Origin of the sequence: Agrobacterium sp. 10MFCol1.1 (genome assembly GCF_000381165.1) — a bacterium.
In the GTDB taxonomy this organism is placed as follows: domain Bacteria; phylum Pseudomonadota; class Alphaproteobacteria; order Rhizobiales; family Rhizobiaceae; genus Agrobacterium; species Agrobacterium tumefaciens.
On the sequence record NZ_KB906076.1, the window covers coordinates 306,320 to 322,557 of the forward strand.

The window sequence follows — 16,238 nt, forward strand, 5'->3', positions numbered from 1 at the left end:
TAAGTTATCAAATGGGGAGGACGCAAGCGGCAATATTTTGCCAGGCTCCGCGCGCGCGAAACGGATATCCCGATTATATTCGAGACCGGGTATTTCATTTCGGAATAAGAATTGTCTGGGGTAAGAGACCAGACGGCGGCGTTTACGTCGGATCGTTAAACAGCTTATGAAGCTCCCGCTCCAGCTGATCCTGCGTATAAGGCTTGCCAAGCCGTGCAACGTCAAGATCAACTCCAGGCGGCAGTTCTGCATAGCCCGAGGCGATGAGTATCGGAAGCTTTGGGACAATATGGCGCACTGCAATCGCCAGATCTCCGCCGGTCATGCCGGGCATTGAATAGTCGGTGATCAGGAGGTCAAAGCCGGTTCCGTCTCCCAGATTTTCCAGTGCCTCTTTCCCCGAATGCGCTTCAACGACATCGTGACCGAGGTCCATCAGCATATCGGCTGAGCTCATCGCTATGAGAGGGTCGTCATCCACCAGCAGTATTCGTTTCGGTCCTGAGGCGCTCGCGGTCGCGCCAGCCGAGACCTCAATCGCTGCGGAGTCATTTGTGATTTCGGATGTTGAGATTGGAATCCACAGTTCCGCCCTTGTGCCCTTACCCAGCTCGCTTGTCAGCTTGAGATCGCCTTTCAACTGGGACGCCAGGCCATGGATCATGGAAAGACCAAGACCGGTGCCTTTTCCAAGTTCCTTGGTCGAAAAAAACGGCTCGATGGCCTTTAGCAGCGTGTCACGATCCATTCCGTGGCCCTGGTCGACGACCGAGAGGACGACGTAATTGCCTGCCGCAAGCTCACCGGCCTGGACGTTCTGATGGACATCGTGCAGCCCGATAACGATCTCGCCTCCGTCAGGCATGGCATCACGGGCATTGACAACGAGATTGAGGAGCGCGAGCTCGACCTGGTTGGCGTCAGCCGAGACCAGAGGAAGGTGATCTGGCACGTCAGTTTTGATCACCACTGTTGAGCCGACGGATCTTTTCAGAAGGTCTTCCATTCCGGCAACCAGCGCTCGCATATCGACCGGGTCAATGCGTAGGTCCTGCCGGCGCGAGAAAGCGAGAAGCCGCTGGGTGAGGGAAGCGCCACGTTTTGCGCCCTGTTGGGCACCCTCGATGAGACGGACTGCCCTTGCGTCATTGCCAACGTATTTTCGCAGTAACTCGAGATTGCCAAGGACGGCCATCAGGAGGTTGTTGAAATCGTGCGCCACGCCGCCGGTGAGTTGGCCGATCGCTTCCATCTTCTGGGACTGGCGCAACTGTTGCTCAGCTCGTTCTCGTTGGCTTACCTCTTCCATGACAGTAGCATATGCTTCTTCCAGTTCACGCGTTCGCTCCGCGACGCGCTCTTCCAGAACCTCATTCAACTGCCGTTGATGCTCTTCCGCTTTCAGACGTGAGGTTATGTCGGCCGATACGCCAACAAGCTTGATGGCCTTGCCAGTGCGGTCCCTGTAGAGCTGGGCACGGATCTCCACCCAGTGGGTAGACCCGTCATTCCAGACCGTTCGGTATTCTATCGCGTAGTCGGCGCCCGTTTCGATCGTTGCACGAACAGCCAACTGCATGCGCTCGAAGTCATCAGGATGGATCGATGCTAAGAGGTCCGCATAGGAAAACTCTTCGTCGGGACCGCGGCCAAAAATTAATCGACATGTTGCCGAAGTGGTCAGTTCATTGGTTGCAAGATCGAGCTCCCACGCGCCAAGTCGGCCGGCGGCAAGGGCCGTCTGGAGGCGACGCTCGCCTTCATCGAGTGCTTCCATTCTGGCCCGGGCATCGAACTGCCGCCGGCGACCGCGCATGGCCGACCGGGCAACGCTTATGAAAGTCGTCGCATGAAAAGGTCGCTCGACAAAGCTCACATTTCCCAGAACCTCAGAGAGCCTCGCCGCAGTCGGGTTGCGTTCAGGTCCTCCGCCGCGGTTTGTCAGGATAATGAATGGCAAGTCAGACCAACTGGGCTGCGCTGCGATCCAAGCAAAAATCCCTTTCAGGTCCGCTGAACGAAACGCCTCCTCGGTCACCACAGCGAAGGCGATGTTGTCCCCCAGGCCTGCGACAAACGACGCAATATCAGCCACGGTGGTGGAAGATATACCAGCTTCCTTCAGGAGTGACGCTGCAATTTGCGCATCGCGGCCGATCGGAGCATAGACAAGTGCGCGTGTGTCGCCGTTAGGAATTCTTGCTACCCTCCCCGTTGAGAGGAAGAAGCGGGTGTTGATCGCCGACAAAGTTTGGAACGCCGCGAAGGATGCCCTGGAAGTCGGAAAGTGGTTCTCCGAGGGTCAGTCCGTTGCCGGATATTCTGAACTCACGGATCGTGTCTTCGTGAGGGCCTGTGCGCTTCTTGATCACTGATACGGCGCGACGCACTTTTCCGAGCGCCTCGAAATATCTCAGAAGGATGACGCTATCTGCCAGATAAGTGACATCGACGGGCGATTTCATGTCCCCGACGAGGCCATGCTGGGCGACCGTCAGGAATGTATTGGCTCCCTGCCTGTTGAGGTACTGTAGCAGTTCGTGCATGTGCAAGATGAGAGCATTCTCTTCCGGCATAGAAGCCTGGTAGCCATTGATGCTGTCGATCACCACTGTCTTGGCATCGAAAGTTGATACCCGGTCGCGCACGCGCTGTGCAAATTCCCCCGGTGATAGTTCGGCGGCATCGAGTTGCTCGATGTGGACGTGCCCATCTGCCTGCAGCTTCTCCAAGTCGATACCCATTGATCTGGTGCGGGCGTAAAGGAGACCAAGTTCCTCATCGAAAATGAAGACCGCAGCCCTTTCCCCACGCTCGACTGCGGCGTTGACGAACTGCAGAGCAAACAGGCTCTTTCCGGTTCCAGCAGGGCCGATGAGGAGAGTGCTTGATCCACGCTCCACGCCCCCACCGAGCAGGCCGTCGAATTGGGAAAGACCGCTCGAGAGGGTCGTTCGTTCGAATTCGGTTCTGTGCTCAATCGCGCGAAGGCGCGGAAAAACTGCAACGCCACCAGTCTTGATAGTGAAATCATGATAGCCGCCGCGAAACGACTGACCGCGATACTTGATCACTCTCAACCGACGCCGCTCGGAGCCGTAATCGGGAGCAAGCTGTTCGAGATGAATGACACCGTGGACTACGCTATGGACCGTCTTGTCAAAATTTTCCGACGTCATGTCATCAAGCAGCAGCACCGTTGCATCGGAGCGAGCGAAGAAGTGTTTCAATGCGAGGATTTGTCTGCGGTATCGCAACGAACTCTGCGCTAGAAGGCGAATTTCAGAGAGACTATCAATTACGACGCGTTGAGGTTTGATCCGCTCAAAGGCTTGGAAAATCAGTTTTGTCGTTTCACCCAACTCGAGATCTGAGGAGTAGAGCAGGCTTTGCTGTTGTTCGGCGTCGAGAAGGCTTTCCGGGGGGACGAGTTCAAATATCTCGATCCCGCTACCAATCTCCATGCCATGCGATCTGGCGCAATCGCGCAATTCTTCGTCCGTTTCCGACAGGCTGATGTAAAGGCATCGCTCGCCGCGTATTTCTCCTTCAATAAGGAACTGCAAAGCAATCGTTGTTTTGCCAGTCCCTGGAGAGCCCTCAAGTAAAAAGACATGCCTGCGCGTAAAGCCACCGGAAAGAACATCATCAAGTCCCTTGACGCCAGTTTCTGCTTTTTGACTTAAAACCTGATGCATGTTTCCTCCGGACTTTCTAAAACATCTAGGGCGCGACCTCAGGAGAATCAAGGGCGTAGGCGCGGGAGTGTCTGAGCCCGGACTGCCAATGGCGCCCGTCGCAGCGCCGCAGCGCGCAGCGTTTGGCGACGGTTGGCACCGTAATTTGCACAGGCCGGAAGCTGACTTCGCCGTGTGCGCGTGGCTCTTTCGGGAGTAATCTGCGGAGGTCAGGTCACAAACAAGATGATGTCGATTGCGTCCCCGGGGAAGAAGGCTATTCTTCCGAAGACTGGATCAACCTTAAGCACTGAAGCAAACCCTCCTCAGTTGCGTGTTTCCAATGGCACGCGCCTTGTGTTCGCCCGGATGCTACGGTCTTCGTGATCCGCATCAGCGATCGCTATGAAGATTGGGAGGGTAGCGACGATTAGCCAGAACTGCTCTTCCGTTCATCGAGGATGGCCACGGAAGGCGCTGGCGATGATACCGATCTAGTGGTGCCCTTTGCTATGCATAAAAACACCATCGGTGGGAGACACCGAAACGTTGGAAGAGAGTTGGCGCGAGAAAGCCCTGGTTCACGTTTGCGCCGCTCGAGCAATGACTTCAGCGGCCCCGTTTCTGGTTGCCGCTGAACATGCCGCCACGAAATACCTGGACGTCGGTATCGAACGAGAACAAGACGATATCGGTCTCGGTCAATGCCGTTGGATGTTGTTCGAACGAGGTCACGAACACGCTCTCTCCGTCGGAGACCGTCTCGTTTCCAAATCGAATTTTCCCCTTGAAGACAAAGAGCAGGCCAGCCAACCCTGAGTTATCAGGGGTTGGCAATCTCAGCGTCGTGCCTGCGCTGAGGCGCACGTCAAAGACCCAGACATCGGATCTTACCGTCAATGGCGCTTTTCGTGGCCCTGCAATCAGTCTCCAGCTATCGTCACTGAATTCATCGACGAAATCATGAAACTGCACCATTGGCTCAAGATTTTGAGCGTTAGGCCGCAGGAAAATCTGTAGGGCCCGGACGGGTGTTTCCCCAAGCATAAGCTCTTCATGCTGGAAGTGATGGCCGGCGTTCATCATCATGAAACGTGTCTTGTCGAGCTTTTTCTCGTTTCCGACGGTGTCTCGGTGGAGCATCTCGCCGCCGCGCATGTAGGTCAGTATTTCGTCGTCCTTGTGCGGATGCATGCCTATGAGATGACCCGGCTGAACCTGGGCGCGGTCAATCCTGCCGATGGGACCGATCCCGCTGTCGTCGGTTGTCAGTGACAGCCCCGGATACATGATCTCGACGCCGAAGCCCTGGCCGATATTGCCGCGCATAAGTCCTGCAGGGATTTTGGTGATGGTCATTGGACTGTTTCCTTCGATCTCGGGCGCGGGCGACAGTCGCCCGCGCCGAACGCAGCGACTTGCGCTGTCAGTGGTAGTTCAGGATACCGACGAGCTTCTGGCCGAGCGGGGTCGTCCAGTCGACGGCGAGTTCCGAGATGATCTGGTCGACAGTGGTGATAATTGCGCCTGCCTTTTCCATGCGCCTCAGGGCGATATCGTCGCCGTATTTGGTGTAAGAGGCGGATGCGTCCGCCGAGACCTGCACCTCGTAACCTTCGTCAAGCATCTGGAGGACCGGAAAGGTGACGCAGATTTCCGTGGTCACGCCTGCGACGAACAGCTTGTTGCGGCCGATCGCCTTGACGGCCTGGTTGAAGCCGTCGTGGTGCATGGCGTTGACGATACCCGGGCGCTTGATGCGGGCTTCGAACGCCTCGGGCAGGATTTCCTTGAGTTCCGGAATCAGCGGCCCCTGGATTTGTTCTTCCATGCTGGACGTCAGGATGGTCGGGATGTTGGCGGCTTTGGCGATCCGGGCGAGCTTGAGTGCGTTCTGCTTGACTAGGTTGATGTCGTGGGAGTGGGTCCAGGCCATCGTGCCGATCTGATGGTCGATCAGCAGCATGGCGGAATTCTCGGGAGTAAAGACGTCCTTATGCATTGTCGTATTCCTTTTTGCGTTGTCGGCGGCTGTCGGGTTGGATTTAGGTCCGCTCGATGAGTGGAATTTAGCGTTGCGATAGACGGCACGGTAGCTCTAGGATGAGCCACTCTGTGGAACGGAAAATGGAACGCAATAATGGTCAGCTTCGAAGATATGCAGACTTTCGTTGAGGTCGCCGATGGCGGCGGGATCACGGTTGCGGCGCGACGTCTCGGATTGCCGAAATCCATCGTCAGCCGTCGCCTCGTTCGTCTCGAGAGCGAGCTGGGCGTCCAGCTCCTCGCCCGGACCACACGAGGTGCATCGCTGACGGAGGCTGGAGCGTCGTTTCGCGAGCATGCCGCGCGCATGTGCCTAGAAATGGAGGTTGCGCGCGAGGAGATGGCGCCGACCGGGGAGCTTCGGGGACGGCTGCGCGTCGCCGTTCCGTCATCCTTCGGTCCGCGGCATTTTGCGCCAGCGCTCGCCGAACTGGCCCGCCAGCATCCGCTGTTGCAGCTCCATGCGCACTACAGCGACCGTTACGTCGATCTGGTGGCGGAAGGCTTTGATTGCGGGATACGTGTCGGTTATCTGCAGGACTCGAACCTGACGGCGAGGAAGATCGGTGCATTCGCGGCTGGATTGTTTGCCAACCCCGAATACCTCCGGAAGCATGGCGTCCCGCGAAAGCCTTCCGATCTGCTTGACCATCAGGCGATCCTGCAGGGCACCGAGAGCTGGAAGGTGTCCGATGGCAGCCGAACCATCGTCATCAATGCGCAGGGAAGGTTCAAGGCGGATAGTGCCCTTGGCATTGCCGAAGGGACGGCAGCCGGACTGGGCATCGCTGCACTGCCGGTTGTGATCGCGGAAAGCTATGTTGCCGCAGGGACCCTTGTGCCGATTATGTCGGACTACGGCCTGCCGGAGATCGGCGTTTACATCGTGCGTCCGCCAGGATCGCACGTGTCCCGGAAGGTCAGAGTGCTAATCGACTTCTTAGTGCAGCGCTTCGCGGCAAAGCCCGGTCCCTGACGCGGACGACCGGTCATGCCTTCGTGGATTGACAGCGACCTTGGAAGGAAATTCCCCAGTCGCGCATCGCCATCAGCACGGGGGCCAGCGTTTTTCCGAATTCGGTGAGGGAATATTCGACGCGCGGAGGGACCTCGGCGAAGACCTCGCGGCTCACGATCCCGTCGGCCTCGAGTTCGCGGAGCTGCATCGTGAGCGAGCGCTGGCTCGGATCGCCGACCAGGCGGCGCAGCTCTCCAAACCGGTATGGACCGTCGAGTAGACGATAGATGATCATCGGCTTCCACTTGCCGCCCGTGACATCGACGGTAACTTCTACCGGGCATTTTGGGCCAACAGCCATTCAGTTCTCCATTAGTGTACTTTTTATTCCTATAGGCAAAACTGTTGCCTACTTGCAAGTTTGCCTGTGTCACGCCCAGATGGAAGCCACATTTAGGAGAGGTGTGTTATGCGAGCTGCGTTCTACGAACGGCAAGGAACTGCGAGAGAAGTATTGACCGTTGGCGAGCTTCCCGATCCCCAGCCCGGGGCGGGGGAAGTCCGGGTCAGGATCGTGGTCTCGGGCATCAATCCTTCGGACATCAAGACGCGTGTCGGCTTCGGCGGTAAGGCCATGCCATTTCCCAGAATCGTTCCGCATCAGGACGGGTCGGGCGTCATCGACAGTGTCGGCCCCGGCGTGTCGCAGGAACGTATAGGCGAGCGGGTGTGGGTCTACATGGCCCAGACGGGGAGGGCGTTCGGGACGGCTGCGGAATTCGTCGTGGTGCCGTCGAGGCAGGCAGTCAGGCTGGCCGACAACGTCCCCTTCGGGGTCGGTGCGTCGTTCGGCGTCCCCGCGATGACGGCGCATCGATGCCTGTTTGCCGATACAAACCTGCGAGGTAAGCGGGTCCTCGTGCACGGTGGCGCCGGTGCGGTCGGTAACGCCGCGATTCTTCTTGCAAAGTGGGCAGGGGCGTGGGTGGCGGCAACAGTGAGCCGCGACGAACAGGCAGACGTTGCCCGCGCAGCCGGAGCCGATCTCGTCGTCAACAGGCATTCCGGTGATGTTGCTGTGAAAATAAGGTCGGCGACCGATGGTCACGGCGTCGACCGTATTGTCGACGTGGACATCTCCGCCAACATCGACACGGCAATCGCCTGCCTTGCGCGTGACGGGGGCGTGTCGGCTTACTCCACGGGATCGCCGCAAGCCAGGCTCTCGATCCCGTTCTTTCCGGCGCTCGTTGGTGGCTTTTCTTTCCGTTTCGTCTACGTCTATACGATGCCGGAAACAGCGATGCGCGATGCTGTCGAGGAAGTCTCGGCCTGCGCGGCTTCGGGAGCCTACGTTCCCAAGATCGCCGTAACGCTCGGGCTTGATCAGATTGCCGAGGCCCATGAACTGCAGGAAAGCGGCAAGGCCATCGGCAAGATTCTGATTGGTTTTTGATCTGCCCGCTGCGCCCGGATCAGTTCAGGAGACGGTTCTCACGCAGGCGGGCAACTGCCATGTCAACGAAAGCCCGCACTTTTGCGGGTGCATTCCGACCCTCTGGATGCATGATGTGGATAGGCAGGGGCGGCTCTTCAAACTCGCTGAGCACGATCTGAAGGTCGCCCGCCATAAGGTCAGGGCCAATCTGGTAGTTCAGCACGCGCGTCAGTCCCCAGCCCTCGCGTGCGGAGGTTATGGCCGCTTCGTTGGTGTTGCATTGAAGAGCAGCGTCTATCGTCACGCGGAAATCATCGGAAAAGCGCCATTCAGGGGAGGCCCAGGCGCTGGTGGACGCCGCGATGCGATGATCCCTGAGGTCGGATGGCGTTGTCGGAATGCCATGTCGGTCAAAGTATGCCGGTGAACCACATACCACACGCCTGACGCTCCCGACCTTTATGGCGGAGAGGCCGGAGTCGGGGAGGTGACCTATGCGGACAGCGACATCGATGCCTTCATCGACAATATTGACAGGCCGGTCGATAAACAGGGTTCGCGCCTTCATGGTCGGAAATGCGTCCAGAAAGCCCGTCACGACGGGCAGCACATACATCTGCCCGAACATGACCGAAGCAGTTACGGACAGGGTGCCTGTCGGTGTAGCGTAGGAGCCTCCCGCTGCCGCCTCTGCTTCAGCAATGTCTGACAAAATCTTGCGGCAGTCCTCGAAATACCGGGCACCCGCCTCGGTCATTTTTACCGAACGGGTCGTTCGCACGAACAGGCGTGCTCCGATGATATCTTCCAGGGCTGCAACAGACCGTGTGACGGCAGGAGCACTCATGTGCATCTGGCGGGCGGTATCTGCGAAACTTTCGGTCTCCGCTACTTTCACGAAAATCCGCATTGCCTGCCAACGATCCATCCGGTCCCCCATGCCCTCGGTACGGTGACCATAGTAGAATCCTGGACGACAAGACCGCAAGCCGTCCGCGGCATGGATTAGCTGCCAGCGACCTGTCGGTTGGCAGCAGCAAGGTGCTCGATTTCGACGCAGCTTCGCTCACAAAGGCCAGCGGCGCTTGCACGTGCACGTGTGTGCTCATTGATCGCGAGCGCAAACGCTATGGCCCTCGCTATTTTCAGATCGAAGCTCAGGCCACGGCGTGCCAGATCGATTTCCGCACCCGTCAGCCCAAGCGCACGGCTATCGTCTTCCTGCTTGCGCTTGCACGACAGGTCGCCGCTCGATGCGGTAAGAGCGAGTTCAACGGACACTCGAACTCGCTCGTTGAGTTTGAACGACGGCATTGACGAGGCCAACGGACCGACGCCCGGCTCAAAAGCCGAAGTCGCTGAGACCGGGATGGTCGTCAGGCCTTCGGCCGAGCGGCCAGTGAAACCTGCGGTCGGCTTCAGCGATGGGGTGTTCGTTGATGCTGGCGTGACGCGCCCGCATCAGGCCGTCTTCGGCAAACTCCCAATTCTCGTTCCCGTAGGCCCGGAACCACTGGCCGCTGTCATCGTGATATTCGTAGGCGTAGCGCACCGCGATCCTGTTGCCCGTGAATGCCCAGAGTTCCTTGATCAGGCGGTAGTCGAGTTCCCTGTTCCACTTGCGGCACAGAAAGGCCTCGGCTTCAGCGCGGCTCGTTACGAATTCGGCACGGTTGCGCCAGCGAGTATCCACCGTGTAGGCGAGCGCTACCCTGGCAGGATCGCGGCTGTTCCAGCCATCTTCCGCAAGGCGGACCTTTTCGATGGCGCTCTGTTCAGTGAAAGGGGGAAGCGGGGGACGGGACATTGTGATGGCTCCAGGTTTCGTAAGGGGGAGGGAAGGATGACGGCTCTCGTGTCACCCCGTCCTGAATGTCATGCCGCAAGACGATCGATACGCGGGAAATCGATCTCGGTATCGAGGGCTTCGTTGACGTAGTTTGTAAAGGTATTGAGCGCGACATGCGCAATGATCTCGACGATTTCCGCGTCGCTGTAGCCGGCGTCCCGAACTTTTACGATTTCCCCAGGTGCCACCGAGCCACGCGCGGTCGTCAGGGCGCGGGCGAATTCGACGGCTGCCGCAGCCTTGGCGTCCTTCGATGTTCCGCGGCGGTTCGAAGCGATCTCCGCTTTATCGAGCTTGGCGAACTTCGCTCCGGTGAAGGTGTGCGCGGAAAGGCAGTAGTCACAACCGTTGGCTTCGGCCATAGCCAGGGCGATCCTTTCCCGAGTGGCGGGTGCAAGCTTGCCCTTGCCGAGCGCACCCTGCAACGAGGCGAGGCCGTTGAGGGCCGCTGGGCTGTTGGAGACGAGGCGGAAGATATTCGGCACGGAGCCGATCTGCTTCTGGATGGTCTCCAGGGTCGGCCGTGAGGCTTCGGGCGCCTCCTCAATCGTGGCGGGGGTAGGAATGCGTGACATGGTATTCTCCTTTAATGGTTTTGAGAGACGTCGCTCTCGGATCCTCAAGATGATTGGTAACCGGTTGTTGTTGAACGTCGAAAAGCAGGAAGGGACTGTTGCGTCAGGCGTAGTAATGTTGGTTTAGACGGCGATCTGGATGCCGCCTTCCTGGCTTGCTGGAATGGCACAGCAAAGGAGGACCTCGTCATCGTCAACCTTCGCTGTCGGCTCCTTCAGGTACGTCACAGCGCCTTTGACGAGTTTTGTTTTGCACGTACCGCAATTGCCTTCGCGGCAACTGAACTCGGGCTGAAGACCGCGTGCTTCTGCAAGTTCCAGCAGCGTTCCGGAGCCGGGTACCCAGCGGGCCTCCTTCAGCGAGTTCGTGAATATGACAGGCACCGGCTTGTCGGACGGCAGCGCACGCAAAGGGGTGGCCCTGGCATCTTTGGCCTCTACAGACCGAACCAGCGACGAGGGTCCGAACGCTTCCGCGTGGATACGATCGTCTGCTATGTTGTAGCCGCGTAAACCGTCATAGAGCGCCTGCGTAAACTGCGGCGGACCACACAGATAGAAGTCGTAGTCGTTGAACGGCAGATGCTTGGTGAGCATAGCCATGTCGATACGGCCGGCAGTATCGTAGTCGGAGCCCTCTGTGGCATCGCCGATGTCGCTGAGAACCCGCACTAACCGGACCACGCCCTTGGCCGCAGCCACGAGTTCGGCGATCTCCTTGTCGAAAGGTCGCTCGGCCTTCGTGCGGGCAGCGTGGAACAACGTGATCGGCCGGATGCGCTGTTTGCGAATTCCCTCGTAGACGACATGACGGAGCATGGCGAGCAGCGGCGTGATGCCGACACCACCGGCAAGGAGCACTGCAGGGCGCGTGGCACGGGCGTCAACACCGAACCCCCCTGCGGGGGGCCGCGCCTCAATCACGTCGCCAACGGAGATGCTGTCGTGCAGAAACTGCGACACGAGCCCATCGCGTTTGACACTGATGCGGTAGATGCCATCGGACGGTGCGACAGACAGGGTGTAGGTCCTGATAACAGGCCGCTCGCTTCCCGGTAGCACCAGCCGGATCGGGAGGTGCTGCCCGGCAGCATGCGGCAGCAACCCCGCGCCGTCGCTTGGCTGGAGATGGATCGAGCGGATCGTCGTGCTTTCCTCGACGATCCTGGTGACCGTCATCGGCCGCCACGTGTCTGAAAGTCCGGTGGCACGCATCCGGTCTGCTGCCTGCGCCCAGTTCCCGGTCATCAGAGAATTCGGCGACCATCCATCCTTCTGGAATGCCCAGCGGAGTGCGAGTGCATTCGGTCTCCGGACGATCCGGGTTGGCCTGAACGTCCAGAGCCGTTCCGCGCCCTGGAAGGCCGCAATCTCGGGTGATTCCAGGATGACGTCGGCTTCGCCTGTCATCTGCAGCACATCGCCCGTCGCGAAGTCTACGAAGAGCAGACCTGCTTTCTTGTTCAGCAGAATATTCCCCAGTGTCGAGAAGAAAAGGTTTCCGTCGAAATCGGGAATTGTCAGAACGTCATCATCGCCAACGCGGACGAAGCCAGCATTCCCGCCGCGATGCGAAACATCAACCTGGCGCCTGTCTTCGCGGTCGACAAAGGAGGCAACGAAGAACGCGTCCGCAGCCGTGATCGTGGAGCGAGCAAGGTCGTCAAGCTCGGACAGGTCTTCACGCTGGTTCTGGCTTGGTTGGCCGGGTGCCCTCTCGAATTGGAAATCCCGCAATTGTATGTAGCGCGGGCAGTTGCCGAAGCTCTGATCCACATCGATCCGATAACCGTTCGCTGCGGTGGAGACAAAGCCGTTCATGCGATTGCGGCGACGCGTGTGCATCTCGATGCCGAGCAGGCCGATCGGTTTGCCGTCTGCCATTCCTTCGCTGGCGGGGTCGCTTGGCTCCAAGGTAGAGCGGATATCGAGCGTGGTCGGCGTAGGAGAGGACATGAAGCCGGGTGGGCCCTCGACAAAGGTGGCCCAGGCGTCATCATGGCCATCCACACTGCCAAGGACGATGAACGGGAGCTGGGCATAGAAGTCCCGATGCTGATCCGGCATGAAATCGCGAACGACCCGCTGGCCGACGACCTCCATACGCTCGGCGACACCGACTTTTTCCTGGATGAACTTCTCGCCTTCGTGCCATGTCGGCAGTTTTGTCAAAGTGTCGGTCATGTCAGCTCTCCTAAGAAGGGATCGGGCACGCTTCGGCGCGCACCCGAATGCGGATCAGGCGGCAAGGCCAACCGGAGTCCCGATAAAGTCCACGAAGCCCGGAAGCGCTTCGATACGACGAAGCAGCCTGTTGACCGCAGGATAAGTGGAGAGATCCACGTTGCCTTCAGGGGCGCGGGCCACGTAGCTGTAGATTGCGACGTCAGCGATCGTCGGGCGTTCGCCTACCAGCCATTCTCGGTCGGAAAGCTGAGTTTCGAGCTTTCCAAGGACCGCATGGGCGCGACCAATGACTTCGTCCGGATTGAACTTGGCACCAAAGACGGTGACCAGGCGGGCCGCCGCCGGACCATAAGCGATCTCGCCGGCAGCTACCGACAGCCAGCGTTGGACCGCTGCGGCGCTCTTCAGGTCATCGGGCAGCCAGTCCGTGCGTCCGGCTTTCTTGGCAAGGTAGACCAGGATCGCGTTAGAATCCGATACGTATTCGCCGTCGTCGTCGAGAACCGGAACCTGGCCAAACGGGTTCATCTTGAGGAAATCGGGCGTCTTGTGCGCGCCGGACATGAGGTCCACCTCAACCAGCTCATGCGGCAGGTTGATCAGTGAAAGGAACAGACGGGCCCGATGCGAGTGGCCCGACAAAGGATGATGATAGAGTTTCATTGTGCGCTCCTGCGAGTATCGTTCGGGTCAATTCCCGATCCGCACCTGCAGATTGCTATTATTACGTGGTGATGAGAACGATCGCGCTTCACACTTCATCATTACGCCAGGTGCAACAATGGCCGCCCAACAGGGTTCGCTCGACGGTATGTGGCATCAGGCCACGCAGCTAAAAAGTTGCGTGGCCTTTAAATGTCACGACAGTACGGCACGGGGTTCGAGAAAGGCCTCGAGCCCAAAGACGCCGAATTCCCGCCCGAAGCCGGATTGCTTGAATCCGCCGAATGGTACCATTGGGTCATGCGGCGCATCGTTGATGAACACGCGGCCTGCCTCGATCTGGTTTGCGACGCGTTTTGCCCGCGCGACGTCGGAAGAAAAGACGTGCGCCTGCAGGCCGTAATCGGTGTCGTTCGCGATCGTGATGGCGTCTTCCTCGTCGCGGTAGGAGATCAGCGATAGCACGGGGCCGAATATCTCCTCGCGCGCGATGCGCATGTCGTTGCGGACGCCGGTAAAGATGGTGGGCTTGACGAACCAGCCGCGCTGCAGCCCTTCCGGACGACCTTCGCCGCCTGCCAGCAGTCTGGCGCCTTCCTCCTGTCCCAGGCGAATATAGCTTTGCACGCGATCCCACTGCTTCTGGCTGACCATCGGACCAACCTGAACCTGTTCGTCGGCCGGTTCTCCCGACCTGAAGTCTTTGATGGTGTGGCTTAGCCGTTCCTCGATTTCACCGAACCTGCTTTCTGGAGCAAGAATGCGGGTTCCGGCAATGCAGGCCTGACCGCTGTTGCGGAACCCTGCCACCAGCACCTGCGGGATGGCGACCTCAAGATCGGCATCGTCCAGAATGATGCTGGGGCTTTTGCCGCCAAGTTCCATTGTGACGCGCTTCATAGTGGCCGCGGCCGCCTGAACAATGCCGCGACCTGTGGCAGTGGAACCGGTGAAGGTGATCTTGGACACGTCGCGGTGAGCCGTCAGTGCCGCACCAACGACGCCTCCATACCCGGTGACGATATTGAAAATGCCATCGGGAAGACCGGCCGCGTGCAGACATTCAGTGATCACCTGCGTCTGTAGGGCGCTCATCTCCGAAGGTTTGATCACCATCGTTGCTCCGGCTGCAATGGCGGCGGAGAGCTTGCCGCAGATAAAACTGTAATTGCTGTTCCAGGGCGTGATCGCCACGGCAACACCCGAGGGTCGCATCTCGACATCGGCGCTGCCCATGCGGCGTTGGAACTCGTAGTCCTTCAGCGTTCTTGCCATGTCGAGAAAGACGCTGCCTGCGCGTGACGCTGAAAAGCCGATGAAGCCCGATGGCGCACCGTATTCTTCACGCATGGCGGACGCCAGATCGTCGGTTCGGGCGGACACCGCGGCATGCAGCCGGTTCAGCATGTCGATCCGCTCTTTTCTGGTCGTATTCGAAAAGGCTGGGAAAGCGCGTTTGGCGGCAGCAACTGCGCGGTCGGCGTCCCGCTCATCTGCGAGCCGCACGCTGCCGATCTGGTCCTCGGTTGCCGGATTGAAAAGCGGCGCCCATTGATCGCCGTGCGGCGTGACAAACGCCCCGTTGATATAGATCCGATCGATGATGTGCATGTTTCTTCTCCTGTGATGGCTTCACAGCAAAAATGGCATGCGGTAAGTGTTGCGTGTAGTAGGACAAAATCGGACAGCCTGATGAACTGGATTGCGCAATGAGGGCAAGCCTGATCGAGCTTGAAGCGGTTGCCGGCGTCGCGCGTCACGGTGGATTCCGGGCTGCCGCGCGCGAACTCGGTATGTCGTCATCGGCTTTGAGCCATGCGATCGCCGCACTTGAGGAGCGCCTTGCCGTCAGGCTTTTCAACCGCACCACGCGTAGCGTGTCCTTGTCTGCAGCCGGTGAGCAATTCCTATCTGAAATCGCACCTGCCCTGCAGACGCTCGAGAAGGCGATCGAAAATGTCGGTGAACATTCAGATCGGCCCTCCGGGAGACTCCGGCTGAATATGGCGCCGGGCGCGGCGCGCATTCTGCTGCAGCCGCTCATCCTCGAGTACAGCCGTCGATACCCGGATGTCGACATCGAGATCGTGACCGAAAATGCGCTCGTGGATGTGATCGGCAAAGGTTTCGATGCGGGCATTCGTCTCGCCGAGGCTATCTCGCCCGACATGGTGGCCGTACCGATCATTCCGAAAATGCGGTCTTTCGTCGTCGGCTCGCCGCGCTACTTCGACGGCCGTTCAAAGCTTGTCGTCCCAGCCGATCTCGCCCGGCACGTCTGTATCCAGATGCGCATGACAAGCGGGAGACTCTATCGCTGGGAGTTTGAGAAGCACGGGGAAACACACTTGATCGATGTCAGCGGCCATCTGACATTTGATGGGTCTGACCTTATTCTGGAGGCCGCTCTTGCCGGATTTGGGCTCGCCTATCTGGGTGAACATGCACTTGCGCCCCATATTGCCTCAGGCGATCTCATTCCTGTTTTGGAAGACTGGTCTCCCGAATATCCGGGACTTAGCCTTTATTTCTCGCAACGGCGACACATGCCAGCCAAACTGCGTGCCTTCATCGAGCTGATCCGAGAGCGTTCGACTGGCGACAATTGATAACGAGGATGCCTATCTTTGTCGTAAGCCTGGTCGTTGGTGCATATTTTGTCGATACCGGTCTTCTTGCAAACTTGCGAGAAGGCAGTCTGAACAGTCTTCGACGCGACAAGATTCGGCGTGGTGCGCCACTGGAGAGGCGCGATGTTTCCAGCGAGCTCTTTTTGGTATCGGCGCGCCGATCCCCCGGCCTCGGCATCCCCTGTATTGTAGGGCGAACAGAGACCGACTTCACG

15 protein-coding genes are annotated in these 16,238 nt (G+C 58.8%); 3 read left to right on the forward strand and 12 right to left on the reverse strand.

Translation table 11 applies throughout. The annotated features are described in order from the left end of the window. Positions 1-142 precede the first annotated feature (142 nt). The 4 genes from F617_RS0114865 to F617_RS0114880 form a co-directional block, all read right to left on the reverse strand. On the reverse strand, positions 143-2,248 hold the full coding sequence (locus tag F617_RS0114865; protein ID WP_051093862.1) for a hybrid sensor histidine kinase/response regulator: 2,106 nt from the start codon (positions 2,246-2,248) through the stop codon (positions 143-145). Continuing rightward, positions 2,190-3,698 carry an ATPase domain-containing protein gene (locus tag F617_RS0114870; protein WP_013637528.1) on the reverse strand — a complete coding sequence of 503 codons (1,509 nt, stop codon included), beginning with the start codon at positions 3,696-3,698 and terminating at the stop codon, positions 2,190-2,192. Before F617_RS0114870 ends, F617_RS0114865 begins: the two co-directional genes overlap by 59 nt. Before the next feature lie 588 nt (positions 3,699-4,286). Then, the gene (locus tag F617_RS0114875; RefSeq protein WP_019565855.1) at positions 4,287-5,036 is read right to left on the reverse strand and encodes a pirin family protein; all 750 of its coding nucleotides are present in this window, start codon (positions 5,034-5,036) and stop codon (positions 4,287-4,289) included. A 67-nt stretch (positions 5,037-5,103) separates the two neighbouring features. Continuing rightward, the gene (locus F617_RS0114880) at positions 5,104-5,679 is read right to left on the reverse strand and encodes an isochorismatase family protein (RefSeq protein WP_019565856.1); all 576 of its coding nucleotides are present in this window, start codon (positions 5,677-5,679) and stop codon (positions 5,104-5,106) included. A 138-nt stretch (positions 5,680-5,817) separates the two neighbouring features. Here F617_RS0114880 and F617_RS0114885 point away from each other — a divergent pair, with 138 nt between their 5' ends. Beyond that, the gene (locus F617_RS0114885) at positions 5,818-6,699 is read left to right on the forward strand and encodes a LysR family transcriptional regulator (RefSeq protein ID WP_019565857.1); all 882 of its coding nucleotides are present in this window, start codon (positions 5,818-5,820) and stop codon (positions 6,697-6,699) included. A gap of 13 nt (positions 6,700-6,712) precedes the next feature. On the opposite strand, the gene F617_RS0114890 is transcribed toward F617_RS0114885, so the two are convergent. Next, the gene (locus F617_RS0114890; RefSeq protein WP_019565858.1) at positions 6,713-7,042 is read right to left on the reverse strand and encodes a helix-turn-helix domain-containing protein; all 330 of its coding nucleotides are present in this window, start codon (positions 7,040-7,042) and stop codon (positions 6,713-6,715) included. A gap of 108 nt (positions 7,043-7,150) precedes the next feature. On the opposite strand from F617_RS0114890, the gene F617_RS0114895 reads away from it, so the two are divergent. Then, positions 7,151-8,137: an NADPH:quinone reductase gene (locus tag F617_RS0114895; RefSeq protein WP_026330873.1), complete on the forward strand. Its 987-nt coding sequence runs from the start codon at positions 7,151-7,153 to the stop codon at positions 8,135-8,137. Positions 8,138-8,156: 19 nt separating this feature from the next. Here the strand turns inward: F617_RS0114895 and F617_RS0114900 are convergent, their stop codons facing one another. From F617_RS0114900 to F617_RS0114930, 7 genes are all read right to left on the reverse strand, one after another. Further along, complete coding sequence (locus tag F617_RS0114900; protein ID WP_003517041.1) at positions 8,157-9,047, reverse strand: LysR family transcriptional regulator; 891 nt, start codon at positions 9,045-9,047, stop codon at positions 8,157-8,159. Positions 9,048-9,124: 77 nt separating this feature from the next. Further along, entirely contained in the window at positions 9,125-9,400 is a 276-nt protein-coding gene (locus tag F617_RS0114905) for a hypothetical protein (RefSeq protein ID WP_019565860.1), read from the reverse strand. 61 nt (positions 9,401-9,461) lie between these two features. Continuing rightward, complete coding sequence (locus tag F617_RS0114910) at positions 9,462-9,926, reverse strand: DUF1348 family protein (RefSeq protein WP_019565861.1); 465 nt, start codon at positions 9,924-9,926, stop codon at positions 9,462-9,464. Between the two features lie 68 nt (positions 9,927-9,994). Next, positions 9,995-10,543, reverse strand: a complete 549-nt coding sequence (locus tag F617_RS0114915; RefSeq protein WP_019565862.1) for a carboxymuconolactone decarboxylase family protein — start codon at positions 10,541-10,543, stop codon at positions 9,995-9,997. A 123-nt stretch (positions 10,544-10,666) separates the two neighbouring features. Further along, positions 10,667-12,727 (reverse strand): pyridoxamine 5'-phosphate oxidase family protein, encoded by a 2,061-nt coding sequence (locus F617_RS0114920; RefSeq protein WP_019565863.1) that lies wholly within the window; start codon positions 12,725-12,727, stop codon positions 10,667-10,669. A gap of 54 nt (positions 12,728-12,781) precedes the next feature. After that, on the reverse strand, positions 12,782-13,393 hold the full coding sequence (locus F617_RS0114925) for a glutathione S-transferase family protein (protein ID WP_003517029.1): 612 nt from the start codon (positions 13,391-13,393) through the stop codon (positions 12,782-12,784). 195 nt (positions 13,394-13,588) lie between these two features. Beyond that, complete coding sequence (locus F617_RS0114930) at positions 13,589-15,004, reverse strand: aldehyde dehydrogenase family protein (RefSeq protein WP_003517028.1); 1,416 nt, start codon at positions 15,002-15,004, stop codon at positions 13,589-13,591. 98 nt (positions 15,005-15,102) lie between these two features. Here F617_RS0114930 and F617_RS0114935 point away from each other — a divergent pair, with 98 nt between their 5' ends. Then, on the forward strand, positions 15,103-16,002 hold the full coding sequence (locus F617_RS0114935) for a LysR family transcriptional regulator (RefSeq protein WP_003517025.1): 900 nt from the start codon (positions 15,103-15,105) through the stop codon (positions 16,000-16,002). The last annotated feature ends 236 nt before the right edge of the window (positions 16,003-16,238 follow it).